This window comes from Enterobacter cloacae complex sp. SYL003 (assembly GCF_049236925.1).
GTDB lineage: Bacteria > Pseudomonadota > Gammaproteobacteria > Enterobacterales > Enterobacteriaceae > Enterobacter > Enterobacter intestinihominis.
In genome coordinates this window covers 46256-72308 of record NZ_JBMKJK010000017.1, presented here as the reverse complement: position 1 = coordinate 72308, position 26053 = coordinate 46256, and the positions used below count along the sequence as shown (strand labels likewise).

26 protein-coding genes are annotated in these 26053 nt (G+C 47.9%); 11 read left to right on the top strand and 15 right to left on the bottom strand.

Going from position 1 to position 26053, the window contains the following annotated elements:
- Positions 1-9: 9 nt before the first annotated feature.
- From tauA to mmuP, 3 genes are all read right to left on the bottom strand, one after another.
- A complete protein-coding gene (tauA, locus tag ACOT1A_RS19580) occupies positions 10-972 on the bottom strand; it encodes a taurine ABC transporter substrate-binding protein (RefSeq protein ID WP_038415446.1) in 963 nt (320 codons plus the stop codon).
- Between the two features lie 222 nt (positions 973-1194).
- Positions 1195-2127: a homocysteine S-methyltransferase gene (gene mmuM / locus ACOT1A_RS19575; RefSeq protein WP_063135994.1), complete on the bottom strand. Its 933-nt coding sequence runs from the start codon at positions 2125-2127 to the stop codon at positions 1195-1197.
- Entirely contained in the window at positions 2114-3514 is a 1401-nt protein-coding gene (gene mmuP, locus ACOT1A_RS19570) for an S-methylmethionine permease (protein ID WP_023305550.1), read from the bottom strand. The genes mmuM and mmuP overlap by 14 nt, the downstream gene beginning before the upstream one ends.
- Positions 3515-3672: 158 nt before the next feature.
- On the opposite strand from mmuP, the gene ACOT1A_RS19565 reads away from it, so the two are divergent.
- On the top strand, positions 3673-4782 hold the full coding sequence (locus tag ACOT1A_RS19565) for an AI-2E family transporter (protein WP_022647190.1): 1110 nt from the start codon (positions 3673-3675) through the stop codon (positions 4780-4782).
- 114 nt (positions 4783-4896) lie between these two features.
- Complete coding sequence (locus tag ACOT1A_RS19560; protein WP_046620596.1) at positions 4897-6681, top strand: diguanylate cyclase; 1785 nt, start codon at positions 4897-4899, stop codon at positions 6679-6681.
- A gap of 22 nt (positions 6682-6703) precedes the next feature.
- Here the strand turns inward: ACOT1A_RS19560 and ACOT1A_RS19555 are convergent, their stop codons facing one another.
- Positions 6704-7213 (bottom strand): hypothetical protein, encoded by a 510-nt coding sequence (locus tag ACOT1A_RS19555; protein WP_105322484.1) that lies wholly within the window; start codon positions 7211-7213, stop codon positions 6704-6706.
- A gap of 182 nt (positions 7214-7395) precedes the next feature.
- Between ACOT1A_RS19555 and ACOT1A_RS19550 the strand changes: the two genes are divergently transcribed.
- The 5 genes from ACOT1A_RS19550 to ACOT1A_RS19530 all read left to right on the top strand — a co-directional run bounded on the left by ACOT1A_RS19550 (position 7396) and on the right by ACOT1A_RS19530 (position 11783).
- Complete coding sequence (locus ACOT1A_RS19550; protein WP_022647187.1) at positions 7396-7890, top strand: molybdopterin-dependent oxidoreductase; 495 nt, start codon at positions 7396-7398, stop codon at positions 7888-7890.
- A 17-nt stretch (positions 7891-7907) separates the two neighbouring features.
- Positions 7908-9845: a putative bifunctional diguanylate cyclase/phosphodiesterase gene (locus ACOT1A_RS19545; protein WP_063850154.1), complete on the top strand. Its 1938-nt coding sequence runs from the start codon at positions 7908-7910 to the stop codon at positions 9843-9845.
- A 259-nt stretch (positions 9846-10104) separates the two neighbouring features.
- Positions 10105-10362 (top strand): YjhX family toxin, encoded by a 258-nt coding sequence (locus ACOT1A_RS19540; protein WP_048966038.1) that lies wholly within the window; start codon positions 10105-10107, stop codon positions 10360-10362.
- Between the two features lie 10 nt (positions 10363-10372).
- Complete coding sequence (locus tag ACOT1A_RS19535; RefSeq protein WP_063148325.1) at positions 10373-11119, top strand: SAM-dependent methyltransferase; 747 nt, start codon at positions 10373-10375, stop codon at positions 11117-11119.
- Between the two features lie 169 nt (positions 11120-11288).
- Positions 11289-11783 (top strand): DUF523 domain-containing protein, encoded by a 495-nt coding sequence (locus ACOT1A_RS19530; RefSeq protein ID WP_022647183.1) that lies wholly within the window; start codon positions 11289-11291, stop codon positions 11781-11783.
- Positions 11784-12149: 366 nt separating this feature from the next.
- Here the strand turns inward: ACOT1A_RS19530 and hha are convergent, their stop codons facing one another.
- From hha to ACOT1A_RS19495, 7 genes are all read right to left on the bottom strand, one after another.
- Positions 12150-12353 carry a hemolysin expression modulator Hha gene (gene hha / locus ACOT1A_RS19525; RefSeq protein ID WP_022647182.1) on the bottom strand — a complete coding sequence of 68 codons (204 nt, stop codon included), beginning with the start codon at positions 12351-12353 and terminating at the stop codon, positions 12150-12152.
- A gap of 49 nt (positions 12354-12402) precedes the next feature.
- Positions 12403-13533 (bottom strand): fimbrial protein, encoded by a 1131-nt coding sequence (locus ACOT1A_RS19520; RefSeq protein WP_022647181.1) that lies wholly within the window; start codon positions 13531-13533, stop codon positions 12403-12405.
- Positions 13524-16109, bottom strand: coding sequence for a fimbria/pilus outer membrane usher protein (locus ACOT1A_RS19515; RefSeq protein ID WP_256145856.1), 2586 nt, complete (start codon positions 16107-16109; stop codon positions 13524-13526). The genes ACOT1A_RS19520 and ACOT1A_RS19515 overlap by 10 nt, the downstream gene beginning before the upstream one ends.
- A gap of 24 nt (positions 16110-16133) precedes the next feature.
- On the bottom strand, positions 16134-16847 hold the full coding sequence (locus ACOT1A_RS19510) for a fimbrial biogenesis chaperone (RefSeq protein ID WP_058677403.1): 714 nt from the start codon (positions 16845-16847) through the stop codon (positions 16134-16136).
- 62 nt (positions 16848-16909) lie between these two features.
- Positions 16910-17458: a fimbrial protein gene (locus ACOT1A_RS19505; protein ID WP_063152655.1), complete on the bottom strand. Its 549-nt coding sequence runs from the start codon at positions 17456-17458 to the stop codon at positions 16910-16912.
- A gap of 216 nt (positions 17459-17674) precedes the next feature.
- On the bottom strand, positions 17675-18262 hold the full coding sequence (locus ACOT1A_RS19500) for a hypothetical protein (protein ID WP_105322482.1): 588 nt from the start codon (positions 18260-18262) through the stop codon (positions 17675-17677).
- Positions 18263-18275: 13 nt separating this feature from the next.
- Positions 18276-19055, bottom strand: coding sequence for an EAL domain-containing protein (locus tag ACOT1A_RS19495; RefSeq protein WP_045622414.1), 780 nt, complete (start codon positions 19053-19055; stop codon positions 18276-18278).
- A 421-nt stretch (positions 19056-19476) separates the two neighbouring features.
- Between ACOT1A_RS19495 and ACOT1A_RS19490 the strand changes: the two genes are divergently transcribed.
- Both ACOT1A_RS19490 and ACOT1A_RS19485 read left to right on the top strand, forming a co-directional pair.
- Entirely contained in the window at positions 19477-20334 is an 858-nt protein-coding gene (locus ACOT1A_RS19490) for a winged helix-turn-helix domain-containing protein (protein ID WP_022647175.1), read from the top strand.
- Positions 20327-20815 (top strand): hypothetical protein, encoded by a 489-nt coding sequence (locus tag ACOT1A_RS19485; protein ID WP_368958437.1) that lies wholly within the window; start codon positions 20327-20329, stop codon positions 20813-20815. The genes ACOT1A_RS19490 and ACOT1A_RS19485 overlap by 8 nt, the downstream gene beginning before the upstream one ends.
- Positions 20816-21379: 564 nt before the next feature.
- Here the strand turns inward: ACOT1A_RS19485 and ACOT1A_RS19480 are convergent.
- The 3 genes from ACOT1A_RS19480 to ACOT1A_RS19470 are packed head-to-tail and all read right to left on the bottom strand — an operon-like array spanning position 21380 to position 22489.
- Positions 21380-21742, bottom strand: coding sequence for a hypothetical protein (locus ACOT1A_RS19480; protein ID WP_105322481.1), 363 nt, complete (start codon positions 21740-21742; stop codon positions 21380-21382).
- Positions 21739-22278 (bottom strand): lysozyme, encoded by a 540-nt coding sequence (locus tag ACOT1A_RS19475; protein ID WP_105322480.1) that lies wholly within the window; start codon positions 22276-22278, stop codon positions 21739-21741. The genes ACOT1A_RS19480 and ACOT1A_RS19475 overlap by 4 nt, the downstream gene beginning before the upstream one ends.
- Positions 22259-22489: a class II holin family protein gene (locus ACOT1A_RS19470; protein ID WP_105322479.1), complete on the bottom strand. Its 231-nt coding sequence runs from the start codon at positions 22487-22489 to the stop codon at positions 22259-22261. Before ACOT1A_RS19470 ends, ACOT1A_RS19475 begins: the two co-directional genes overlap by 20 nt.
- 210 nt (positions 22490-22699) lie before the next feature.
- Between ACOT1A_RS19470 and ACOT1A_RS19465 the strand changes: the two genes are divergently transcribed.
- Together ACOT1A_RS19465 and ACOT1A_RS19460 are read left to right on the top strand one after the other, a co-directional pair.
- Positions 22700-22867 carry a hypothetical protein gene (locus ACOT1A_RS19465; RefSeq protein WP_176690879.1) on the top strand — a complete coding sequence of 56 codons (168 nt, stop codon included), beginning with the start codon at positions 22700-22702 and terminating at the stop codon, positions 22865-22867.
- Positions 22868-22884: 17 nt separating this feature from the next.
- Positions 22885-24018, top strand: a complete 1134-nt coding sequence (locus tag ACOT1A_RS19460; RefSeq protein WP_256145854.1) for an acyltransferase family protein — start codon at positions 22885-22887, stop codon at positions 24016-24018.
- A 28-nt stretch (positions 24019-24046) separates the two neighbouring features.
- Here ACOT1A_RS19460 and ACOT1A_RS19455 read toward each other — a convergent pair whose 3' ends face one another.
- Complete coding sequence (locus ACOT1A_RS19455) at positions 24047-26041, bottom strand: phage tail fiber protein (protein WP_368958436.1); 1995 nt, start codon at positions 26039-26041, stop codon at positions 24047-24049.
- Positions 26042-26053 lie beyond the last annotated feature (12 nt).

Here is a 26053-nt window from a genome sequence, read left to right as displayed (position 1 = left end):
GCAGCCCCCTTATTTCACAAAGCGGTCGGTCACGAACCGGCTGTAATCCGCTGCTACCGCAGGCACTTTGCCCTGCTCTTTCAGGAACGTCGCAGTGTCGACAATCGCTTTGCTCACCGGCCCGTTCAGCTGCTGGACCTGCTGCGCAGGTGTCAGATAGGTGTTGCCTTTCACCAGCCCCGGCACGTCAGCTTCCGGCACACCGCTCAGACGTGAGAGCTTCTCCAGGTTGGCGGGCTGTTTCAGCCATTCATCCGGATTGCTGATGTAAGGCTGCTGGGCGTCGATGGCGCTTTTGGCGAAGGCTTTCACCACTTCAGGGTGTTTTTCGGCAAAGTCCTTACGAACGACCCAGACATCAAGTGTTGGCGCCCCCCATTGCCCCACTTTTTCGGAGTCGGTCAGCACGGTGCCATCTTTTTCCAGCTCGTTGACGGCGGGCGCCCAGACGTATGCTCCGTCAATGTCGCCACGCTGCCAGGCGGCAATAATCGCTGGAGGTTGCAGGTTGATGATCTGCACCTGGCCCGGCTTAATGCCCCAGTGTTTCAGCGCTGCCAGCAGGCTGTAATGCGTGGTGGAGATAAACGGCACCGCGATGCGTTTGCCAATCAAATCTTCGGGTTTCGTGATGCTTTTCTTCACCACCAGCGCTTCGGAATTTCCGAGCTGCGATGCCAGCAGGAAGACTTCAATCGGCACCTGCTGGCTGGCGGCAACGGCCAGCGGGCTGGAACCCAGGTTGCCAATCTGCACGTCGCCCGAGGCTAACGCCCGCACAATTGCCGCGCCGCTGTCGAACTTGCGCCAGTCGACGTTCGCCCCGCTCGCTTTGGCGAAGGTGTTATCCGCCTGCGCGACTTTCGCCGGTTCCGCGGAAGTCTGATACGCCACGGTGACGTCCACCGCCTGCGCCTGAAATACCCACAGCGCCAGTGCACCAAGTAACGTGATTCGCGATGAAATTGCCATACCGTCTGCTCCCCTTGTTGTTATAAGGGCAGTATTTCCGGCGCGAGAATTTTGATAAAGGAATAAAAAAGAATCGCTAATGACGATTCGTTTTTAGAAAAAAAGCGGGAAAGGATAGTGAATTTTGTGCGGTTGTTTCGCAGGGTGGCGCTACGCTTACCCGGCCTACGGTTCGTGCAATTTGTAGGCCGGGTAAGGCGCAGCCGCCGCCCGGCAAAGGCCTCAGCGCTGAACCGTCAGCGCAGCAATATCCTGCGGCGTGGTCCGACAGCAGCCGCCAATCAGCTTCGCGCCTGCTTCCAGCCACTGCGGTAAATACCCCGCCAGCGTCTCGCACGTTTCACCGCGGTGATGCCAGGTTTTACTCACCGCATCGTAATGCTCGCCGGAGTTCGGATAGACCACCAGGGGCAGCGACGTCAGGCTGTGCAGATGCGTCAGCGCCGCCGTGGTGTTTTCCAGCGCGATACAGTTAATCCCCAGCGCGACAACCTGCGGGTAGCTTTCCAGCGCAGAAACAACATCCCGCAGCGGCGTTCCGTCGCTCAGGTGCTCACTGTCACGCAGGGTAAATGAGAACCATGCCCGGGCGCGCGGATACGCCGTCAGCAACGCCGCCAGCGCCTTAATCTCAGTGAACGAAGGCAGCGTTTCACAGGCCAGGAGGTCCGCGCCCGCATCCAACAGCGCCTCTACACGCGGGCGGTGGAAGGCGGTAAATTCTTCAGCGCTACGCACATAATCGCCGCGATACTCGGAACCATCGGCCAGATACGCGCCGTAAGGGCCCACAGATCCCGCCACCAGCAGCGTGCCCGCCTGCGCATTCTCTGCCAGGTACGCTTCGCGCGCTTTGCGTGCCAGCTCTACGCTTTTGCCGATCAGCGTCCGGGATTGCGACTCGTCCAGCCCGCGAGCGGCAAAGCCTGCGGGTGTCGCCTGATAGCTGGCGGTGATCGCCACCTGTGCACCCGCGCGGTAGTAGTCGAGGTGTACGTCGCGGATCAGCTCCGGATTTTCCATCAGCACTTTGGCCGACCAGAGACTGTCGGCAAGGTTACAACCGCGCGCTTCCAGCTCCGTTGCCATCGCCCCATCCAGCACGACAAACGGCTGTTTTTCAAGGAGGGCGGTAAGCGGATTATTCTGCGACATGTTCAGGCTCCTGCGTGGTCAGATTTCGGGTCAGGTAGTACGCACCATAACACAGGGCGACAAACGGAAGCCCGCAATAAAGGGCAATACGCTGGCTTGGGTCAAACCACAGGCCGACGCAGGCCACCAGACAGAGGATAAAGCCAAGCACGGGCACCAGCGGATACCATGGCGCGCGATACTGCAACGCGGATAGCGGCTGGCCGGACTGCACGTGACGGCGACGAAACACGAAGTGCGACGCGCAAATGCTAATCCACACCGCCACCACCGCAAAACCGGAAATGGCTGACAGGGCCACAAACACCGTATCCGGCGCGACCACGCTGGAGAACAGCGCCAGCACGCCGCCCAGCATGGAAACAGAAAGCGCCGTCAGCGGCACGCCGTTTTTGTTGACGCGGGCAAAGCAGCGCGGCAGCGTTTTCTCGTTAGACAGAGACCAAAGCATACGGCCAGAGGCGTACAGACCCGAGTTCGCCGCCGAGAGGATCGCCGTCAGGATCACGAAGTTAAAGATATCCGCCGCATACGGAATGCCGACCTTTTCAAACACCAGCACGAACGGACTTTTCTCCACGCCAGCCTGCTGCATCGGGATCAACGCCGCCAGCACAAACACGGTGCCAATAAAGAAGATGATGAGCCGGGCGATGGTGGTGCGAATAGCAACCGGAATAACCTTGTGTGGGTTTTCCGTTTCCCCTGCCGCGATGCCGATAAGCTCCGTTCCTGAGAAGGCAAAGTTGACCGCCACCATGGTCATCAGGATCGGCAGGCCACCGTGCGGGAACCAGCCTTCGGCGGTAATGTTGCTTAGTCCCGGCGCGGCAGAGCCGTCCGCCATCGGGATAAAGCCAAAGATGGCCGCGCCGCCGAGAATAATAAAGGCGACGATGGTGATAACCTTGACCAGCGAGAACCAGAATTCCCCTTCCGCGAAAAAGCGCGTGGAAATCACGTTAAGACCAAAAATCACAGCGCAAAAGACAACGCACCACGTCCAGACGGGAACCTGTGGGAACCAGTACTGCATGCAGAACCCGGCCGCGGTAAAGCTCGATCCCAGCGCCACTGTCCACGTAAGCCAGTAGAGCCACGCCACGGTATACCCCGTCGCCGGACCGAGATAGCGGGCGGCATAGACGTGAAACGCGCCGGTTTCCGGCATCGCCACGGAAAGTTCGCCCAGACATTGCATGACCAGCCAGACCACCAGCGCACCGATAAGATATGCCAGCAGCGTGCCCGCCGCGCCGGTTGTCGAGATGATATATCCGGTATTGAAGAATAACCCTGTGCCGATAACGCCACCCAGCGAGAGCATAATCAGGTGGCGGGTTTTCATGGTGCGCTTAAGTTGCCCGTTTTCTTGTTGTGTTTGCATGTTACCTTCTAAACGTATGGACATCTAAACATCCAAAGAAGGAGTGTTATACCGCGATTGTTAACAAAAAGCCACCCGGCGCGACTTCAGCGCAATTATTGGTAAATCCTTAAATCAGTTCTATAGTCGACACAGTTTCTTCTTCACCAGGACTCACTATGCGATTTAACGGACTGACCAAAGGTTTCTTTATTCTCATCCTGGCCCTTGTAACCTGGGCCTTCTTTGACGTGCTGTCTCCCTATTTCTCGGCGATTCTGTGGGCCGCGATCCTGACCATCATTTTCAACCCGGTGAAAAACAAACTGCGTACCGCGCTGGGCGATCGCAACGGGCTGGCTTCACTCCTCACACTCGGCATTATCTGCCTGATCGTGTTTATTCCGTTGATGGTGATCCTTTCCTCGCTCGCGGTGGAACTGAACATGGTTTACACCAGGCTGCAACAGAACAACACGCAGTTCCCGGAAGTGATCGCCGGTATCTTCAACCGCCTGCCGGACTGGGCCAGCGGCTTCCTGGCGGATCACAACCTGACCAACGCCGCGCAGATCCAGAAAAAACTCTCCGATGTCGCGTTACAGGGCGGGCAGTATCTGGCGGGCAGCGCGTTCCTGATTGGGAAAGGGACGTTCGGCTTTGCCATCAGCTTTGGCATTATGCTGTATCTGCTGTTTTTCTTGCTGAAAGACGGGCCGTATCTGGTGCGCCAGATCCTCGACTCGCTGCCGCTGTCTGACTTCGTCAAACAGCACCTGTTCGCTAAGTTTGTCGGCGTCTCGCGCGCCACGGTAAAAGGCACGGCGGTCGTGGCGGTGGTTCAGGGCACGCTCGGTGGTATCGCCTTTGCTATTGTCGGTATTGACGGCAGCGTATTGTGGGGCGCACTGATGGCATTTCTCTCCCTGGTGCCTGCCGTTGGGTCGGCCATCGTCTGGGTTCCCGCCGCCATCTTCCTGTTTGCCACTCACCAGCTGTGGCAGGGTCTGTTCATTGTGGGCTTCTTCGTCATTATCGTCGGGCTGGTGGACAACCTGTTGCGTCCGCTGCTGGTGGGCAAAGACACCAAAATGCCGGACTACCTGATACTGATTACCACGCTCGGCGGTATGGAGCTGTACGGCATCAACGGCTTTGTGATTGGGCCGCTGATTGCCGCTCTGTTTATCGCCTGCTGGAACCTCTTCTCCGGCCGCGATCACGCAGGCAACGCCGAGGAGCTGGACGCAGACTTTATCGAAGAGGGGAGAAATTCTCCGGATCTATAAAGAAAGGCGTTCTGTGAGGCGGCCCTGTGCCGCCTTTTTTTTCGCGATAAATCAGAGGTTTTCTATAATCTGAAATGAACGCTCTTTCACATTTGTCGTAGAAGGATCCAACAGGTGCGAATCGCCACGATCACGAACTGGGCTTATGGTGTCACGGTGTGCCTGACCATTGCCTCCGGCATCGTCATGCTGATGGCTTCCCACGCCGATAACATCGAACGTGAAGCCGTTAAACAACGCCAGGTCTTCGATCAGCTGACGGAGGAGATCGAGACAGACACCTGGATGCTCTCCGATCTGGCGCGGCTTTACGTCATCCAAAAAGAGCCCGAGGTGCTTGAGAAATATCAGGCGAAAGAAGCCGAGCTGAAGAATATCGAACACACGCTGCGACAGCTCAAAAATACGGGGGCATCGGGCGAAGAGCTGGCGCTGCTGTACGACGGACTGAAAATTGTAGACGATCTCCAGGATGAACAGCAGGCTGCCATTGACGGTATCGCCCGTGGCGAGGAACAGCAGGCCGTTTCGCTGCTGTTTGGTAAGAGCTATGAGCTGGAACTCGAACGGGCACACAACACTATCGAACGCTTTCGCATGCTGCTGGACAAGCGCATTATTGCCGACGTGCAGGCCGCAACCAAAACGTCCAAAACGCTTCGAACGGCCTCTGAGGTGATGGTCGGCCTGACCGCCCTGCTCTTCCTGTTTGTGATGGTTTTCATCCTCAAGCGCCGTGTACTCCGTCCGGTGGTGCGTCTGAGTGACGTGGTTCATCGTCTTGCATCGCAGGATTACGCCGTCGAAACGCCGAACTTTACCCAGGTTGATGAAATCGGTGATATGGCGCAGGCCATCCGCATCTTCCGTGAGAACGGGCTGGCAAGGCAGCGGCTGGAAAAAGAGCGCGATGCTGACTGGGCCATCCGCGAACTGCTGGCGCGAATGACCCAGCGGTTGCAGGGCTGTGAAAACTTTGCCGACGTGATGAATGTGGCGGAGCTGTTTGCACCCAATATTGCGCCGGGGGTTTCAGGGCGCCTGTATATTCTGGAACGCGAGCCGTGGCAGATGCGCTGTACGGCCGAATGGCTATCGCCAGAAGGGGATAAAAAGCCGTTCCATCCTGACGAATGCTGGGCCGTCCGGCGTGGTCAAAGCCATCCGCCAGTGAACGGCGAGCCGGATATCGGCTGTTATCATCTGCCCGAATCACAGGCGCAGCAATCGCTGTGCGTTCCCCTGATTGCTCAGGGCGAGGCGATTGGATTGCTCTCATTCCAGAACATCACGCCTGAAACCGCGCCGTCCCGCGCCTATCTGGAACTGATGGCCGAGGCGCTGGGACTGGCGCTGGCCAACCAGCGGCTGCGCGATGCGCTGCTGGAAAAAGCCCTGTTCGATCCCTTGACGGGGCTGCGTAACCGCCACCATCTGGAAGATACGTTACGTACTCAAATGAAGCAGGCCGTGCGTAACGAGGAGCCGGTAAGCTGCCTGATGATCGATATCGATCACTTCAAGAGCATTAATGACCGCTTTGGTCATGAGGCCGGCGATCTGGTGATCAAAAGCGTGGCAGCCATTATTCAACGGGCGGTACACGATAGCGGGCTGGCCTTCCGCTATGGGGGTGAAGAGTTTTTGGTGCTTCTTACCGGTGCAGATGAGGAAGAAGCGCACGCCGCTGCAACGGAGATCTACAACAGCGTGCATGCGCTTTCGCTGCGCTACGGGCTTTCGGAGATTGGCCCGGTGGATGTGTCGATCGGGATCGCCAGCTATCCGCAGCACGCCCAGAGCGATAATCTGCTGCGCGCGGCGGACGTCGCGTTGTACCGGGCGAAAGAGCTGGGCCGCTCGCGGATTGTCAGCTTTGGGATGCTGGAGGCGGGCTAAAGGGGTTATTCGAGCCTGAGGTTCAGGATCGCGCGATCGCCCAAAGCACCACCATACCCAGCGAATTACTCCGCTTTTCCACGTACAGGGTGCCATCGATTAAATAATATCCCTGAGGATAACAGATGCGGATCTCTCTCTTGAGTTCCGGCTCATAGACTTCCGCCCCCGAACAGCTATTTCTGCTGCCGGATTCATACCGGTAAGGTTGGCTCCAGGCAGAGTATTCTCCGTTCAGTAGCCAGGCCGCGGTAAAGATGACGAAAATGGCAACCGGCAGGCTGAAGATGATGAGGCCGAGGTAAAGTTTGACAACGTCAACAAGGGTTTTGTCTTTAAACGCCCACTTCGCGGCGAACATCACTATCGCCACCAGCGGCAGCAGCAATGTGACAGCCGCAAGATACTGTTCCCCCAGGGCCGTAAGAAATGTCACGCGATAAATCTCGATTGACCAGACAACAAAGCCAAATATCAACGCTAACCCGCCAACGATGAGTGGAATTAAAAAGGCATAGCTATCTTTTTTCATGATGGACGGTTCCTTGTCATGCGTCTGCGGTAAGAAGGTTAAGCATCGCTCGGGTGGCTGCCGACTGACGGCGTTTTTACATCCTGATTATGATGGATAAACGTGGGGAGAGATAAAATATATAAACTAGTAGGATAACTAAATTATAATTCTTATACTTATGTTAAAACGTGGAGGCTGAAATGCGATTAATCCTAATGCTGTGCTGCTTTTTAGTGCAAAGCGTCACCCTGGCTGGTGAGTTGCCAAAACCTGCTGGTAAACCCATTTTAACGATTTACGGTAATATCGAGAACACGAATGAAAGTGGAAAAGCCGTGTTTGATATCGCCAGCCTTGAAAAACTCGGTATGGTGAGCTTCCAGACATCATCCCCCTGGTATAATGGCCGCACAAAGTTTGAGGGTGTTCCAATGAGCAAACTCATGGATTATATTGGCGCAAAGGGTAACGTGGTCAATGTTATAGCGCTTAATGATTACGCGACAGCCATCCCGCTCAGCGACTTTAAAAAATATAATGCCATACTCGCTTTGAAGGTTAATGGTGAATATATGCGCATCCGAGATAAAGGTCCGGCATTCATTGTATATCCCTACGACAGTCTTCCTGAATTAAATAATCAGATATATTATTCGCGATCGGCATGGCAGGTCAGCAAAATGAAGATTGAATAGCAGTTCAGGAGAACATAATGAACAGGATACTGGTTGGTATCATTTTTTCTCTTTTTATCACGACTGGATATATTGCTTTTCTTGTTTACGATCGACAGCAGGAGCTCCAAAAACTGACTCATTACACGGAGTCATGGTCTGTCGCCCAACTGGTATCCGAATATTACCGCTTTGAATCATGGCTTGGTCTGTACGCAACCGATTCCGATGACGTTACGATAGACCAGGTCCGGATGCGGCTGGAAATTATGCTAAGCCAGAATGATCTGTTTAAGGAGGGGGATTTAGGACATTACATTAAAAACGTTCAGGCACATCATGACCTCGCGTTAAGCCTTGATAAAATCCTTACGTATCTGGATGCTAACCTCGAAAAAATGAGCCATTCGGATGTAAAAACATACCTTCATACCATGCATTTGCTGGATGCTCCACTCAGTCAGCTTTCATCAAGCGCGTTAACGAAAGACATTAGCACGATTAACAGTAGCAACCATAAAATACAGATCCTGTATTATATTTACTCAGCCCTCTCTTTACTGCTGATCATTCTGAGTATTATCCTGGGTTTTTTAACGATCTATCAAAATAAAAACATCCTTAAAGCGCACAGGCAGGTTGAAAGTCTTGCAGAAGAACTCCAGTTATCCAAGGAGACCCTACAGATTCAGAATTCAAAACTAGAGTATGACGTTTACCATGATTCCCTCACTGGCATGAAAAACCGTCTGTACTTCTGGGATGAGCTCAGCAAACTCAATCTTGAGGCCGAAGAAAATCATGTTCCCGTTACGGTAATGTTATTTGATTTAGACCGATTCAAAGAGGTCAACGATACCTATGGTCATGATGCTGGCGATTTACTGTTACGTCAGGTATCCAGGCGATTGACCGCGATGAGCAATATTTCAGACAGATTTTACCGTTTAGGCGGAGACGAGTTTGCTTTTTTAGCCAGTGGGTTAAACGAAAGCGAAGCCGTTTTGCGCGCTAGAGAGATCAGCGAGAATATCAGTAAACCCTATACGATTAATAACCAGCTCATAAAAATTGCCACCTGCGTGGGTATTGTTTTATCAGATAATGAACGACGTGCTGATTATCTTTATAAGTTCGCCGATCTGGCGCTCTATGAAGCCAAAAAGGCAGGCTCACAGCAGATTAAAGTTTTCCGTCAGCGAATGCTTCAGAAGTTACAGGAGAGCAGAACGCTTGAAAATGATATGGCAAGGGCGATTGAAAACAATGAATTTATTGTTTATTACCAGCCTATTGTGAATTCCGTCAGCAAGGAAATTTACGGCTATGAAGCGCTTATTCGCTGGATGCATCCTGTAAAGGGAATGCTTTCCCCGGATAGCTTTATTTTCGCCGCTGAAAAAACAGGCATGATCAACGAGATAGGTAAAACCGTACTTAAACTGGCCTGTAGGGAAGCGGTCTCCTGGGCTGTTCCGGCCAGGATCTCCGTAAACGTCTCGCCTGTTCAATTGGGCAGCAAATCATTTATTAATACGGTGCAGACCGTTCTGGCTGAGACCGGGCTCCCGGCTAACCGTCTTGAGTTAGAGGTCACGGAGTCATCCCTCTTTAGTGACAGAAATAACCCCATTGCGATTCTGAAAAAACTCCGCGCACTGGGCGTAAGAATTTCCATTGATGATTTTGGCACGGGTTATTCGTCGCTCTCCAGACTCAGCGAACTGAATTTTGATAAAATCAAGATCGATAAATCTTTTGTCAATCCGATATCTACACAAGAAGATGCGCTTAATATTGTGAAGCTTATTACCGGTATGGCTAAGAGCCTTAATATGGGCGTTATAGCCGAGGGCGTTGAGACCGAAGAGCAGCTTGAGCGGCTTCAGGCTCTGGGTTGCGAGCTTGTGCAGGGATATCTTTTCAGCAAACCACAGCCTCAGGTCGACAGCAAAATTAAGAGCGGCCAGGAATGATTCCCTCTCCTCAGCCCGATGCCAACCGTGATCACGTTTTTCACCCCTGGGTATTCACTTATAAAAATCAGGTGTTATCATTCACCCCGTAAATACCTTTCAACTCAACCCGAGGCTTTGATGCTGGAGAATGTAATCATCCGATAATCAGCTTACCGACCTTTCCAGGCCGGACTGATTATCAATGCGCCGAAATCGAATGCGGACACCGCTGTGTGTTTGCACGTTTTGCACATGATGATTAAACAGGTTTTCCAGTATGAATTTATCCCGTCAGGAACAACGTACCTTACACGTTCTCGCCAAAGGTGGCCGTATTGTGCACGTCCGCGATGCGTCTGGCCGCGTCACCGCCGTTGAATGCTATAGCCGCGAAGGGCTACTGCTGGCTGACTGCACGCTCGCCGTTTTCAAAAAGCTCAAAACCAAAAAGCTGATCAAATCCGTTAACGGTCAGCCCTACCGCATTAACACTACCGGGCTGAACAACGTTCGCGCGCAGCCTGATAATCGTTAAGGAGAGGATGATGGATATCCCACGTATTTTTACTGTTAGCGAAAGCGAACACCGCATTCATAACCCCTTTACACCAGAGAAGTACGCGACGCTGGGCCGCGTGTTACGCATGAAGCGAGGCACACGCATTCTCGATCTTGGCAGCGGCTCGGGAGAGATGCTTTGCACCTGGGCACGTGATTACGGTATCACCGGTACCGGCATCGACATGAGCCCGCTCTTCACCGCGCAGGCCACGCGGCGCGCAGAGGAACTCGGCGTCAGCGAACGCGTCCATTTCATTCATAACGACGCGGCTGGCTATGTCGCGAATGAAAAATGTGACGTGGCGGCCTGCGTTGGCGCAACCTGGATTGCGGGTGGCGTAGCCGGGACGATGGATCTGCTGGCAAAAAGCCTCAAGCCCGGGGGAATAATGCTCATTGGCGAACCGTACTGGCGTCAGGTACCCGCGACGGAGGAGACAGCCCAGGCGTGCGGCGTCTCGTCGATTGCAGACTTTCTCACTCTGCCCGGTCTGGTTGCGTCTTTCGATCAACAGGGCTATGACCTGGTTGAAATGGTGCTGGCAGACCAGGAAGGCTGGGACAGGTACGAAGCCGCAAAATGGATGACCATGCGTCGCTGGCTGGAGGAAAACCCAGAAGATGACTTCGCGCAGGAGGTTCGGGCGGAGCTGACGATAGCGCCTGAACGTCATGTGACGTACTCGCGGGAGTACTTTGGCTGGGGGGTGTTTGCGTTAATGGCGCGATAATATGGCGCTGGCGGTATAGCCTTGGGGGTATACCGCCATTCGGCGTTTACGATCATGCTTTTTCTCAATCAGTCTAAAGATACAGCGCAGCATTCCCCCGCTAAGAGACAGATATATACAAGTAATGTGTTAACATACAGCTATACGGGTTACGTCATATTAGATAACGATGATCAATAAAATACTGGTAAGTGCATGCCTGACGGGACTCAAAGTACGTTATGACGGAAGCGAGAAAGCACAGATGTCAGATCAGTTGCAGCGCTGGCAGAAAGAAGGACGCCTTGTGATCTTCTGTCCAGAACTGGCCGCCGGTTTATCAGTGCCCCGTCCTCCGGCTGAAATTATTTCTGCTGAAATTAAAGATACATTGCTGGCGCAGGTCAGAATAATTGAAATTAATGGGCAGGATGTCACTGAACAATATCAGCTCGCCGCCAGATTAGCGCTTCGTACCGCTCAGGAGTCAGATTGTACCGCGGCGCTATTAACCGACGACAGCCCAACATGCGGTAGTCAATTTATCTATGACGGTTCATTCAGCGGCCAGCGTAAGTCAGGAATGGGTGTCGCTGCATCGCTACTCTCCAAACATGGTATAGCCGTATTTTCTGAGAAGAGGCTCGCCGATCTGATTGCCTGGATTGATGAAAAAGAAAAGTGAGTTCTTTTTAAATAGCTACGGACAAAACTCACTTAATCCGTTTATGTCATTTTTTGAGAAAAACACGCTTCACAAAACCTTTCTGAATCTCATTAATTTTAAGCAGCAATCGATTTGGTGAAACGTTAGCGCGGAAATGTCGATGAGATCAGGGATAGACACATGAAAATTGCTAAAAATATGATCATCTCAGCCATCCTGTTACCTTTCTAGTGATTATCTGCGGATGGCCAATAACGTCATAAAATTTAACGTGCATGGAGCATTCAGCCCACCTGACGACGAGAAGGTTACTCTTCTTCCAGCCGTCAGGTTTGACATAACATAACGTCACGCAGGCGCTGTGCTACCTGCCACGCCCGCATTTTATTTCACAAATTTCCACACTTCCGGAGGTACCTTGTCGTAAAGTTTCCCCATTGTCAGTTCGGCCAGTCGATGATCAACCGCTGAATTAAATGTTTCCAGCTCATCACTGGAAAGAGAATATGTGTTTTTATCTATCACTTTTTCTAACGTATCTTTTGAAGTACATCGTCTTAGTTGCAAAAGCCATTCCTGCCTGGTCATATCGACTCTTTAATTTCAATGGATGAGAGAAAAATTATTATTTATCATACTAATAATAATTTATTGTGAACGTTAGCGCTGACTCCGCCAAACCAGGAGTCACCTGCCCGCCTGACTGTATATATCTGGCCTGCAGAGGGATGCGTAATTGCTTAACGCCTGTATTTCCGGTGACGGGGCCCAGGGGGTCAAAACCTGTTCCCATTGTTATCATGCTGGTATCATTTTGCTTTCTGACCTGCATATCTATCCCCGTTGCGCTGCCAGTACCTGATTTGAGACTGAATGAATCAGGGGTCGGATTGCCATAAACGGGATTAATCAATAAACTCATTTGGTTTTTAGCCTGATAATATCCTGGATAATTCCCCGGGCAGTTATCTAATTCAATATTGAAATCCACCCACTGACTGGTACTTCCCACGCCGGTAAAATCTGTCGTCTTGTATTTTCCCATTGGCACGACAACATCAGGTGTCTGGCATGTAAACGGAATAATATTTACTGAACCGCTAAAAGATAAAGACCCCATCAATATTTTCTTTCCGTCATAGACTGTTCCATCATTCTTAAAAATCATGCCGTATATGCCGAAGGTGGGCAGGTCACTCCCCGATAAAACTCCTGGCTGTAACAGAGAGCCATTAACTAATGATATATAATAAATACCACCAAATAAGCCAGTATCAATACTACCGCTTTTGTTAAAAAATACTGTACGAACCGTAGTCATCCCCATACCAGGTCGGGAAAATGGACCTGGAGTGAATCCGATCCCAAATGCTGGAGCATTTATTGCAACGACACTACTGTAAATCCCTGACACCCCAAAATTTAAATAATAAGAACTACCATATGAACTCAATGGCTCAAGAAAAATCTCTAAAAGATAATCTTCATTGTCTCCACTGGTTGTGTGACATTGATAATTGGTAGGAGGTGGACCTGCAATATCATCCGGGCCAAAACCACCACCTGATACTATGGTGATAGATGACAAGTCCACACCAGGCGAAATACTACTTCCACGCAATACTAGCTCCTTGTGCCCAATATTGGCATTATCGCAAACAGGGGCTGCCAATGCTGCCAATGGGAAATTCACCATGATGAAAAATAAAATAGCAAGTAGCATTCTCATGCTACTGCGTGACAGAAACCCTACCGCATTCAGTAACATTCCAGGACCTCTTTCTTCATATTAATTGCTGAATCTTCTTCGGAAACGATGACTTTCATTTTACATTCACCCTGATGACCGGCCTTCAGTTTGAGAATATGAGTGCCTGGCTCAAGGCGAACAAATATCTGCCCGGCCTGGCCGACGGTCGCAATATAATTACCTTTCTCATTGTTGATATCCGCGCCGAAGGGGGCTGGTTCTCCTTTCCATCGGGCAGAAATCAGTACGGGGACCCCTGTCTGCGTATGATATTGAACCTTTACAATGGCACCGGCGTAGGGGGCTACCTTACGTGACGTGCTCTCAAAACCGACATTGTTTGTCGCATCCTTTGGATCGATGGCCACTTCATTCAGTTCATACGCATTCAGATAAGGCACTGCGGCATAACCGGCATTATCAATGCGGATACCAGGGTAAGAGGAAACCCGGGCACCTTCGGCTCCTCTGGCTTCAATCAACGCCCAGGTATCTGAGGTGTAAGGGCTGAGCGTTGCGCCACCGGAATGCAGGATCACGGACCCATTCGCACCAAATGACTGGCTCTGGTAATGATTACCAACGCTGCTGCTGCCATTAAGGTACGTATATGGTGTCCGCCACTGCCCGTTAACATACAAGCTGCTGCCGGTTGCGCCGCTGGTATTGCGGGCTGTTACCCCATAGTTGTACTGGTTGTCTTCGCCGGCCGTTCCGGACAGGGAGGCCGCTTTTGACCATGAACCATCATTGTTGCGCCCTGTTTCCAGACGCGCGGATGGAACGTGAGTGTCTCCGGCAGTCCCCAGAGGGAAGCTGAGGGACAGAAGCCAGCTGGTATCGCTTTTGCCGTACCAGGTATATGTTCGGTTGACATTCAGTCCGTAAGTGACTGAATTCCAGCTATTACTGTAACCGACCTGGAATTGTTTATCGGTATCCTTACTGTTCCAGTAATTCTGTAATGACGCACTTGCATAGAACTGTCCCAGACCTGCTGGAAGAGACTGACTGGCAGTCAGGGTATAGCGGCTTTTGGAACGTTTCAGACGCTGTTCAGCGTAACCACGCGCCAGCAGATCTTTTGTCATCATGGCTGTTGCCAGATCGTAATAGCCCTGAGTTGAAAAACGATAGGTTGCCAGCGTCAGATTGGTACCCGTCCGGGGGATGAATTTTGAATAGCTGAGTCTGTAGCTCTGTCCGGATGACGTTTTATGGCTATACTCCTGACCGTTCGGGTTGCCCGCGAAAGAAGCGTGCGACTGGGTGATATCCAGAGAAATCGCCCCGGCCTGCGTTCCTAATGCCATACCTGCCTGAGCAGCATAATAACCGTCGCTTTGTTGCCAGCCAGTATAGCCCGTCAGGTAATTTGTCAGGCCGTGCTGCCAGGTTGCCTCATAAAACTCTGGTTTATCTCTAAGGTTGAGCTGGCGTAATTTACCCGCCGTAAAGGAATAGCGGTACGACCCCGGTCTAATGAGCTGGGGCATCGCGGTATATGGGACCAGAAAAAAGTTTTCATTGCCATCTGCCTCCCGGACGGTCACTGTCAGGTCACCACCAAATCCTGTCGGATAAAGATCGTTAATGACGAATTCACCCGGGGACACGGTAGTTTCGTAAATAATGGCGCTGTTCTGGCGTACAGTGACTTTCGCATTCGTTCTGGCCATCCCCCTGATTTCAGGTGCATAACCCCGCAGCGAAGCCGGATACATGCGCTCATCACTGGCAATTTGCATACCGGAAAAGGGCAGTGAGTCAAAAACCCTGCCTGTAGTATTAGACTGGCCGACAAGTAAGCGGCCTTTAATGAACGGAATATCCCGCTGCGCATACGAGTTCAGAGACTGATAATCCTTTTTCCCGTCATCTGACCAGGAATAAGAGCCATTATGACGGAAATACCATGCACCAAGATTAAATCCGGTATTTAGCGAGGCAAACAACGATTTATAATCGTAATGACTGGACTGACTTGTCCAGGCGTTGAGGCCATAGCTGAGAAATGCTGCTGGTATACCGCTATCCCAGAGTTCCGGGTTCACGAAACCACGCGCAGAGCGATGGACATATTTTTGCGGCAACGTAATATCCAGTACCTGCTCTCCCGCATCGAATTCGACCCTGGCATTCGGGATGCCAGATAAGATCTCGGTGCAGCCATCAGAATTTGGCAGTCGCACTGTGTCGGTCTCATTGATTCTTTCCCAGGCCAGAGGGATCGCTTTCAGTAATTCCGGCGTTATACAGACATAACCAGAGTTATCCGCCCGGGTTTTAATCTCGATATTTTCATTCCCTACTTCACTCCCATTTACCCGAATAGAGGCATAATATTTCCCGGGTAAAAGAAAACCGCGCTTTGAAAAGCGGCTGATATCGACGGGTTGATTGTTTTGTAACATCAGTACATCACTGATAAATTCAACGTCCCCGGTCCCGGGGTCAGGTATCACTTCTGACAGAGGATTCTCAGGCTGCGCTCCTGTGTGTTCCATTGCTTCAGTTGAATGCGATATACTGCAAAAACCCGCAACAGCTGCTGCAAGAAAGCTCTTGCGGAAATATTTATTATGGTTTTTCACGTTATATTCCCTGTCAAACAGACGTTATTGAACAGCAGCAGATTTCGCAGTGACTGCGCCATAATCATTGACGGCGTCAAAGTGAATCGTTTGTCCATGCCTTACCTGCAACGGAAACGACTCAGCATCAAAAGGTGCTATCATTTTCCCTTCGGTCTTTTTTCCATTCGCTTTTACGCCAGAAATAGATACATTCCAGGGCGTTTTATTGATGGCCTGTAATTTCCCGTCTACGGTTTTCCATTCGAGCTTATCCGGAGCTTCAATGGATTTCCCCTGAAGCGCCTGCGGCCGATAAAAAAGTTTTATCCGGGTACGAAAAGCGATTTGTAAAAAATTATCATCTTTCTTTGCACTGTTACGTGCTGGCACTTCAAGCACGTTAAGCCAGAATACTGACTCTTTATCTGAAGGCAGGTGTTTTCCGGTAAAACTGATCTGTAGTGTCTGACCTTTGCCGGGATCAACACGGTTTATCGGGGGCGTCACAATAAAGGGGGCAGTGCTGGTATCCGGAGATTTACTCATAACTCCATCATCAACCCAGCTCTGGATAAGTACGGGGGATTTACCATTATTATTAAGTTTCACACTGACAGAGCGCTCGCCCTGAGAGTAAATCACCCGGGTACCGGTAATAACAATACTGGCTTTCACGGGCGCGCTAAGCAGCACCAGAAAAAGTATGCATAGTGAACTCAGTGTCTGAATAAAAAAAAAGGTATGCTTCCGCTGCATAGGCATAAATCCACCCTCTCTGAAAGGGGGCCGAAGCCCCCTGATTAATAAAGTACGTTGAATTACATGTACTGAATGGAGTAAACCACCTGGCTGATAACTGTCCCGGCAGTGGTTGCAGCATCAGCAAAATACTCAACTGAATAAGGCAGATTTGCACTGCCGGATGAAACATCAACATAAGTTGTGTTGGCAGCCTGAATGCCGTTACCCGCCACAATGACATCTCCAGTAGCAGAGGACTCATCACGCAGCTGCAGGCTGACATTCGTTGCCGACCCGCCCTTATTCAGAAGATGTCCGCTGGCTAAATCCACGGTCGGACCCGCTTCAAAGAACGCAGACGCGGTTTTAAGAGTACCCTGGCAGTTAGTCAGCGCGATATTAAAGCCCGTACGCCCCGCAGTCTCACCCAGATTTACCAACTGGTTGGTTCCTACTGTTGGCAGGACAACCGTTGCATTCGCAGCCTGGTTATCAACAACGGCATCACAGGTTGTGGCAGTCAGTTCACCATTAAAAGTAATGGTTCCTGTCGATGCAGCATTCGCAGAACTTACAGTTGCACCCAGAACAGCAAACAGCGTTAACGCAATAGCACTTTTTTTCATGTCTATATCCTTAGATCATATTTATACACGATAGAGTTGTAATAAGGAGATGTTAAAACATCCTTATCAAACCACTTACTTAGAATGGTGAAAATCACCAGGCACTACAAAAAAACATAAAGCGTTGAGTTATTAATTTTCAGTATTAAGCACTTCATCTGTTCAAACAAATGAATTTTGGCAATAAACAAACAGAGGTAAACCATGGGACAGCGGTTATAGCATCCCTGTTCTAATTTCACTTAATGCTTTCACTACAAAATGAGCTTCCCCATCACCATTAACCAACATTTTCTGATAAGCAGAACGTTTATAATGACTAATTTTCTTAACCCCCGTTTTATACTTAAAGGAACTAAACTGGGCACCGGTTAAGTTAAAATAGTTGAAAATCACCTGTTCCTCTTTTTGGGTAAGAGATATGCCAGGCATAAAACTTACCCTCCCGTACGTCTTAATTACATCTAACATCCGCCATGATGAAAGGCATCTGTTAATTACCAGAAAACCTTTATAACAAAGCGCCATTTCTCTTTTGCCGAGGGTTCTCAGAGAAAAGACAATATTAGTTCTAAAACGCGCAGCGAAATTCCTGATGAGGTTCAAGTCATCCACTGCCAGTATAATGATGCTTTTTTCATTATAGTTTTCAAAAGGAATACCATCAGAAAAACATTCCTGCTGGTTTTGATCTACATAATGACAAAAAACATTTAGATTATTTTCATTCTTTAATAAAAACCCCAACCCATTAAGGTAAAAATAATCATCGGAGATGATAAAAACTGTTTTTTTTACTGTCATGGCATCCGTCCTGTCAGCGGTAGTGTTTTATAAAATCACAAAAAGCAGCTACGGATAAAGGTCGTGAAAAAAAATACCCTTGCATATGTATGATGCCAGCCTTTTCCAGAGCTTCTTTTTGATGTTGATTTTCCACTCCTTCCGCAACAATATGCACCCCGCACAGCGAAGATACCTTTACGATGCCATCAATTAACTTCCGGTAAATTAGTTCAAAGTTCTCTTTTATCTGCGTAACCGAGCGATCCAGTTTTAGAATTGAAACATTACTTACGCCAAAAAATTTCATTGCAGCAGTGTTTATCCCAGCATCATCAATAGCGAACTTCACTCCGATAGAATTATAGAATGTGATTGCATTCAGAATATCACTGGTCGCATCAGTAATATTTCTTTCCACTATCTCAAGCAGGATCACCACGTCTGTTTTGAAATAACTCTTAAACCTCACCACCGCATTTCTGATAGTTTGAGAACTTATCTGACCACAGGTGATATTCAGAGAAAAAACAAAGCCCGATGGGATTTCGCCTGCGCCGTCATTTTTCCTTAACAGTTCTGCCGTTTTCAGTAAAAGCTCTCTTGCATAAAAATCTGCACGCTCAGGCACCTCAAGTTCTTCGATATGCAGCTGATTAAGTATGTATCCTTTTTTTGTTTTTACTCTACAGAGGATTTCTGCTCCCACGATACAGTTATCATAAGTATTAATAACAGGCTGAAGGAAAGGCGTAACATCCATTTCACAATTGTAAGAACATTTCTTTTCAAGTGTATCATTCATTATCAGCATGTTTCATACCCTTCTTTTATCAGTATCGCAGTGTTTATCCTTACTTTCGTTTGCTTCAGCGTGTCCGTCTGCAATGAAACAATCATAACTCTGACTTCTAATTTTTTATATAATATATTGCAAAATATATAAATATCAGACAATTCATCTGAGTATATATGCATTATTAATTTTTTTATTCTTTTATATAGAAATAAGGCTCATCATTAAGAGAGTTTTAAAAACCATCAGAATGTATATAAAACATTCATGTCGCAAGGAGAATTCTATATTTTGATATGATATTTATTGTAAATAACAAAACACTATCATATTCGCGTGACAGATATGTTTAATATGCTAAACTCAGCGCCAAAATCAGTTTCACTATTTCATACAGGTAAAAGTGCCGCAGGTAAGACCTGAAGGATAAGGACGGGTTATGCTCTATATTTTCAATGAGAATATTGTTTATGATGACGCTCAGTGTTCTTTAACTAACTGTAAGAGTTATGACTCGATCCTTCTTCCAGCAACGGCCTCAAGGTTGCTGTCTTTGTTTATCAGATATCAGGGGTCAACTTTAACCCGTGAAGAAATCCTCAATTGCGTATGGGATGAGTACGGTTATAAAGCGTCCAACAATACACTTACACAATATGTATCGTTGATTAGAAAAAATTTTCAGTTACTTGGTGAAACAGCCGATATCATCATCACTATTCCACGTACCGGTTTTGTGATGAACAAAGATGTAGAAGTGAAAATGATCGAACCCGGAGCAGAAAAACAAGACCTGTTGCTTCCGGATACCCGTTCATTCAGTGATGATTTTCTAGCTGACACGGTCGAACAGGGGATGTCTCTTACAGAGACTAATACAGATACAGGCACTGAAGAGGACAGTACGACTTCCATTACAAAAAACAGTAAAAGATTAGTATGGTTTCATGGCCTTAATGCATTGTCATTAATCATGTTCTTACTTATTTGTTATCATATTCAGCTTAAAACTAATGAGATGAAAGTATCCAGGGTATACCAGGTCGGTACGATTGACAGCTGCCCTGTATATATGTTTTTCAGAAGTGCGCATGAACTGCTCCCCGTGAGACTCACCTTAACTGAAAAGATAGCCAGAGAATCAATACCTTGCCTCCCAGGAAGCTTTTATATCTCTCAGCAGGAAGACAGCCTGATTTTTGATGAAGCAGGACGTTTATTCATCAGCAGATGCAGTTATCAGGCTGGCAACAAGAAAAAGTTATCCAGTTGCAAGAGCGTATATAGCCATGAATAAAAAATATAAATTATTAACAATTACTTTATTTGTGTTTTTCTCAGGCATCCTTGTCACTATCAGTAACATGACTAAAAGTGGCAATGTTAACTGCTCTGGAACCTTACAAATGAATTCACCGGGCGATCAAGAGTTTCTCTTTAATGGAACCATCAGTGTGGTGATACGACCGGGTACTGAAAGTATTATCAGTATCTTTGGTACTTCGGTATCAGCAAGACAGCCTTCCCCCATCAATACGCATCTCGTTAATCGGGATATAACATTCACGGTCCTGAGCAGAAACAAAAGCGATTTTTACCTGAGTGATATGAAGACAACAGCTCACCCCGGGGACAGCATGACCGAGACAGAGGCCTCTGGGCTGCTTTTCGATATGTTTGATCTGGAAAACAACAGGCTCACCGTTCGAATATACCTCAATACCTTTGTTTTTGGCGATGTTCCTCTTCCTTTATTTATTTGTGTGAAAAAAAGATAAAATTTTATAGCCCTTTAATCGGTTTAATATGAAATAAGGTGATTTTCGGATGACCATCTTAACGTTGGTGATATGCACATCTCAGGGCAGAGTTCAAACCAGAATACGGTCAACTGGTTCTGCTCCATAACTTTGCGGTACGACGTAACGTATGTCTGAGATGAATACACTGTGCATATCTTGCCGTTATTCTCGACCTGTTCACAACAGAACGGATGGCAAACCAGGCGGGGAGACAAACCAAAATGATTAGGCGTTTAAATAGAACTTCAGATTGCAACCAAACGAATCCGAAAAGAGATAGCGGGAGAAGTTGAAATGGTGCGATAATAGGAGCAAAACACAGAACATAATACCATGTATTTACTGTGATTTATTTTCACAAATAACGTAGATACCCGAATTGATACCCGTTTTGATTTCGCTCCCGATTGAGGAACAAAACAGGGCTATTCCGTAGCCCTGTACCAAGCTTGCCAACGGTATTTATCCAGCCGTAACTGGCGCAGGCATTCCGCTGTTTCGATGTCTGCTTGCAGATCTTCGTCGCTGTCTGTTCCTGCTTTACTCGCTCCCTTGCATGGCTCCTGCATCAAATCCGCTGATGGAATTGGCCGCATCGAGGGCTCGCTGCCGCAGCTGCACAGCGTGATCGTCAAAATCGCACTTAATATGCTTCGGGTCGTTAACATATTTCACCACGTCTCGATAAATGGTTCGGTAAATCACCTTACCTTCTGCACTGGCCGCTGCCGCTTTTTGCTCGCCAGCAGCGACGGTTTTCTCAGCCTTTTTGTTTTTTTCTGTATGCTCGCTGTTTACCTTCTCGCTATGGGCGTACCAGCCTTTCAGATAACCCGCGTAAAAGGTACCAGCGAAAAGCGCCAGCAGAACGGCCAGCGCTAACAGCTTCGCTTTAATGGTCACTGGTCTATCTCCCAGCACGTTAACGCGCTTTCCTGATCCCGGCGCACAACCTGACCATAGCAGCCATTCTTCTGGCCTTTTGTCAGTCGACAGTCGCGGCCACCGTCTCTAATCCACCAGCGGATCGCTTCACATGCACCTTTACGGTCACCGGCATTAATGCGCTTATAGAACGTGGACGGGAAGCACTTACTCGGCCCGATGTTGTACGGGCAGAATGAAGCAATACCCGCTTTCTGCGGTTCTGTCAGCGGCACATTGATATTTCGGTTAACCCACACCAGAGCCTTATTGCGTTCGATGGCGTTCACCTGATTGCATTTGGCCTGTGTCAGTTTCATGCCCTGCACCACCGGTTTACCATCAACCATCGTGGCGCCCCGGCAAATCGTCCAGATGCCGGAGCCGTCTTTGTACGCAGTCAGGCTGTTACCCTCTTTCTCATTCAGAAACTGATCGAGGATGACGGATGCAGGTGCGCCGGCGAGCACTAACCCCAGAACTGCGGCGCTGAGTTTAGTCTTGCTGGTAGCCATTATCACGGGCCTCTTTTCGACGATCGTCTTTGATTTTGAAATACAGGTTGGTCAGATATGTCAGCAAACCAAAGAGAATACTGGCAATGACGCCGATTGCGGCCCACTGGCTGGGGCTTACTTTATCGAGCAGCTGCAACAGCCAATACCCAAAGCTGCCAATAGATGTGCCGTAGGAGAGTCCTGCTGCTACGTCTGAAAGGTTGTTCATCCTCATGCCTCACCCCTTGTGGGGAAAATCATAGTAGTGGGCTGAGGGTAAGCGGGCGAGCCGGTCGGGATCCCGACTATATTGTGGAGGTCGATTCAAGCAACCACAGATGGTAAACTCTCTCGAATCAATAAAAATCTAGATGGACCTGGGTTTATCGTAGCTGTTAAGAGGCAACGAACTGTTAATTACATCGAAAAGGCAATGTCTATGATGGAGTCAATTTCTAATAACCTTGTGAGATTTGCAGCACTACTGAGCGTCATAGGATTAATAAAAGGGCATAGTGAAGGCAATAGCATTATGATTTTAATAGAGATTGTCATGATAGCTATGTGGCTACAAATGGATTACAAAAAAAACAATATCTTTAATTAAAAAATAGAACTTATATTATGAATAGTATTAAAAATGAAAAGCTTTACGGAATTGAGGCGCTTAGAGGTATTGCAGCCCTTGTTGTTGCCATTGGTCATAATCGTGGTATGTTTGGTCAAATAGAACTTGGATCATTGATGGACAGACTGACAGCAAATGCAATATTCGGGGTTGAAATATTCTTCATAATAAGCGGATTTATTATTTCATATTCCACAAGAAACATAAACTCACCATCATTGCGTAATACAGCGTCATTTCTTGTTAAAAGAATATTTAGAATATATCCTGTTTACTTTGTAATACTTGCTGTTTATGTAGCCCTGTTTTATAGGAACATTTACACCGGCGTTGCAGAGGATGGTACTTTATCAACAGTAAACATTATTAAGTCTTTCTTCCTTATACCGCTAGACTGGAATTCCTTACCTCCATATTATGGCTGGGGAACCATAATTGTTTCATGGTCTTTAGCTTATGAAATGTATTTTTATATTGTATTTGCACTCTCAATGTCAATTAGTATCAAATACAGAGCTTTGATTGCATCTATTGTACTGGTGAGCATAAGTATTTTATTGCCTGTTATATTCAATGGTAACATTACCATCGACGCACAAAGATATTATTTTAATGGTGGATATTTATTATCTCACTTTGGGTTCATAGGAAACCCAATTGTTTTTGATTTCATTCTTGGAATGATAATTGCACAAGTACTTCCATCCATTAATAAATTCAAAATAAACAACGGAGTAATTAACAGCCTTGCCATAGCTTTGCTAGGATTTTCTTTTGTGTTTTGGCTGAATGGAATTTCAGAAGGTCATGGGCTAACCAAATCTGCATATATTGCTTTTGCGATAGTATCTTGCGTTATAATTCTTGAAAGAAATTCAGTTTTTGTTTTTAACAAAGTACTAATATCATTAGGAACAATATCTTACTCGCTTTATTTGATTCACGTTCCAGTAATAAAATACATAGAGCTTTATGGTCAGACAATAGGGCTTAACACTAATATTAGATCATTGCCTCTATATATATCATCTTTAACAATATCTGTTTGCTTGGCATATGTGATATTCAACGTAATAGAAAAACCTTTCATCAATGCTGGGGCAAGGATTGCCAAAAAGATTTCTGGGTAAAAAAAAGGCGTCCATGGACGCCCTTTTATTATACGTTTGTCCCATCTGATCTTTGCCAGCTCCCTGTTGTGCCGTTCCACTGTATTTGAAGCCCTAGCGTTGTGTCGAAATAAGTGAACCCCATTCCGACAGGGGATGGTCTGGCTGAAGTAGGTCCGCTATAAAAAGTATCAGGCGTACCCCTGCATGCAAGTATTCTATTATTTGTTGGTGGATTTGTATTAAGATTTAGTTTTACAGTAAGGTCATCATCAAATTGAATTCCCATTAGGGTAATATCGGTGCAACTATTTGCTGGATCAGTGAAGCAAACTGGTCGTACGTAGTACCCACCATAGGAGTAAGATGTCCCCATCGCACCACCAGATATTGTGCATTGCTTGCTATTACTTAAGGAAATACCTCCTGCTTTGTTTCCATTGAGTATATTCCCACCAAAATTACACTGATAAAGATTATATGCTCTTTGCCCAAACGCATCAGAAAAAGTAATTACATTATCTGAGAATGTTCCTGAAACGCTGTTAGTGATCACAACTCCGTCGTTTTCCAAATCCCTACCAGCAGATATCAGATTCCCTGTAATATTAAAATAAGCAAGCCTGTCAAGGTCTAATGCGGCCCCACGAACGGCATCCATAACACAATGATTAATATGTATAGGGAATCCGTATGTTTTATCGCCAGGTAGTAATCCTGGAGCCGTGTATCTTTGGCGAACAACAAATTCCCCGTTATAGAAGATACTGTTTGAAAGAACAGCATCTGTAGTATCAATCAGATCAATTGGAGAATTAGAAGAAAAACAGTTTAACCATCGTGGCATCTCGCTAAGATGGTTATATGTATTTGTAGTAGCTGCACCATAGAACGGGCTTCCCCAACGTTGGCAGAAGATGTAATCAATGTAATGGAAGTTGTCCATTATTGTTCCAGCGTTGTAGAAGAAACAGCGATCCCATAGTGCGTGCTTCAGATGGCGGAATAAAAACGCGCTAGTGAGAGAAACATCAGCAGCGATTGTCAGATTTCGGAATACCCCTCCACGAACTTGTTCAAAGTCTTCCGGGCCGGTTCCGTTAGCTGTAAACATGACGAATGTTGTATCAGTACCCGGGTACTTGAGTTCAGTATTAAAACCTAACCCCTCAATATTCCAGTTTGGGGGTAATACTACCTCACGGGTCTTCATATAATAGATACCAGGGTATTTAAGTCTGACGTTAGGGGATGCCGCAAATGCTTTTGTGAATGCAATGCTGTTATCTACATTAATATCATTAACCTTGCCGCCAAAATCCTCAAGGAATACGAAATCATCAAGCTTATCCTGTACGGTTCTTTGTACACTGCCATCCACAGGATACTTATAACCAATGAGAGAGGATCCGGTAGGTTTTGCCAGCTCAATCAAAACATCTGAGGCAGACCCTGATTCTGGCAACACCGGAATAGGGTCACCTGAATTATTGAATGCCAGCAGTTTATTGCGACGCAGACCCAGCGAAGGTACTAACCCAACGGATTCCTCTGGAACGCGCAGCACCCGGGATAAAGATATGCTTTCTAAATACTTTTTAGTCACTGCGTCCTGCGCATTTACCGGATCTGCCAGTTTCTCAATACGATAACCCTCTGCATCAAAGGGACCACCGAACAGCGGGCGGCGAAGTGCCAGACCGAGATGTATACCGTAACGCTGTATCGCCATCCATAGGCGGTCAAAATCCTTATTAACCGTGTCGGCCAGGAGGTCGCCGTTATCCTGATAATCGGTCAGCCTGTACGTTGGCACTACCCTCTCCAGCATCACAACCGATCCGCTGGCTGGCGGGGTGATAATAATCACATCCCCGCCGCCGATATTCCCTACCCCGGACACCGTGTACCCGCTAGTAATAACGGTGCCGTTAATTGTGACCTGAATATCACCGGAGTTGATGATATAGAACTCGAAGGGAAAAACGGTGGTCAGGCCGTTGGCGTTATAAATTATATATGGAGTCTGGTTCGGTACCGACATGATGCGAAACCT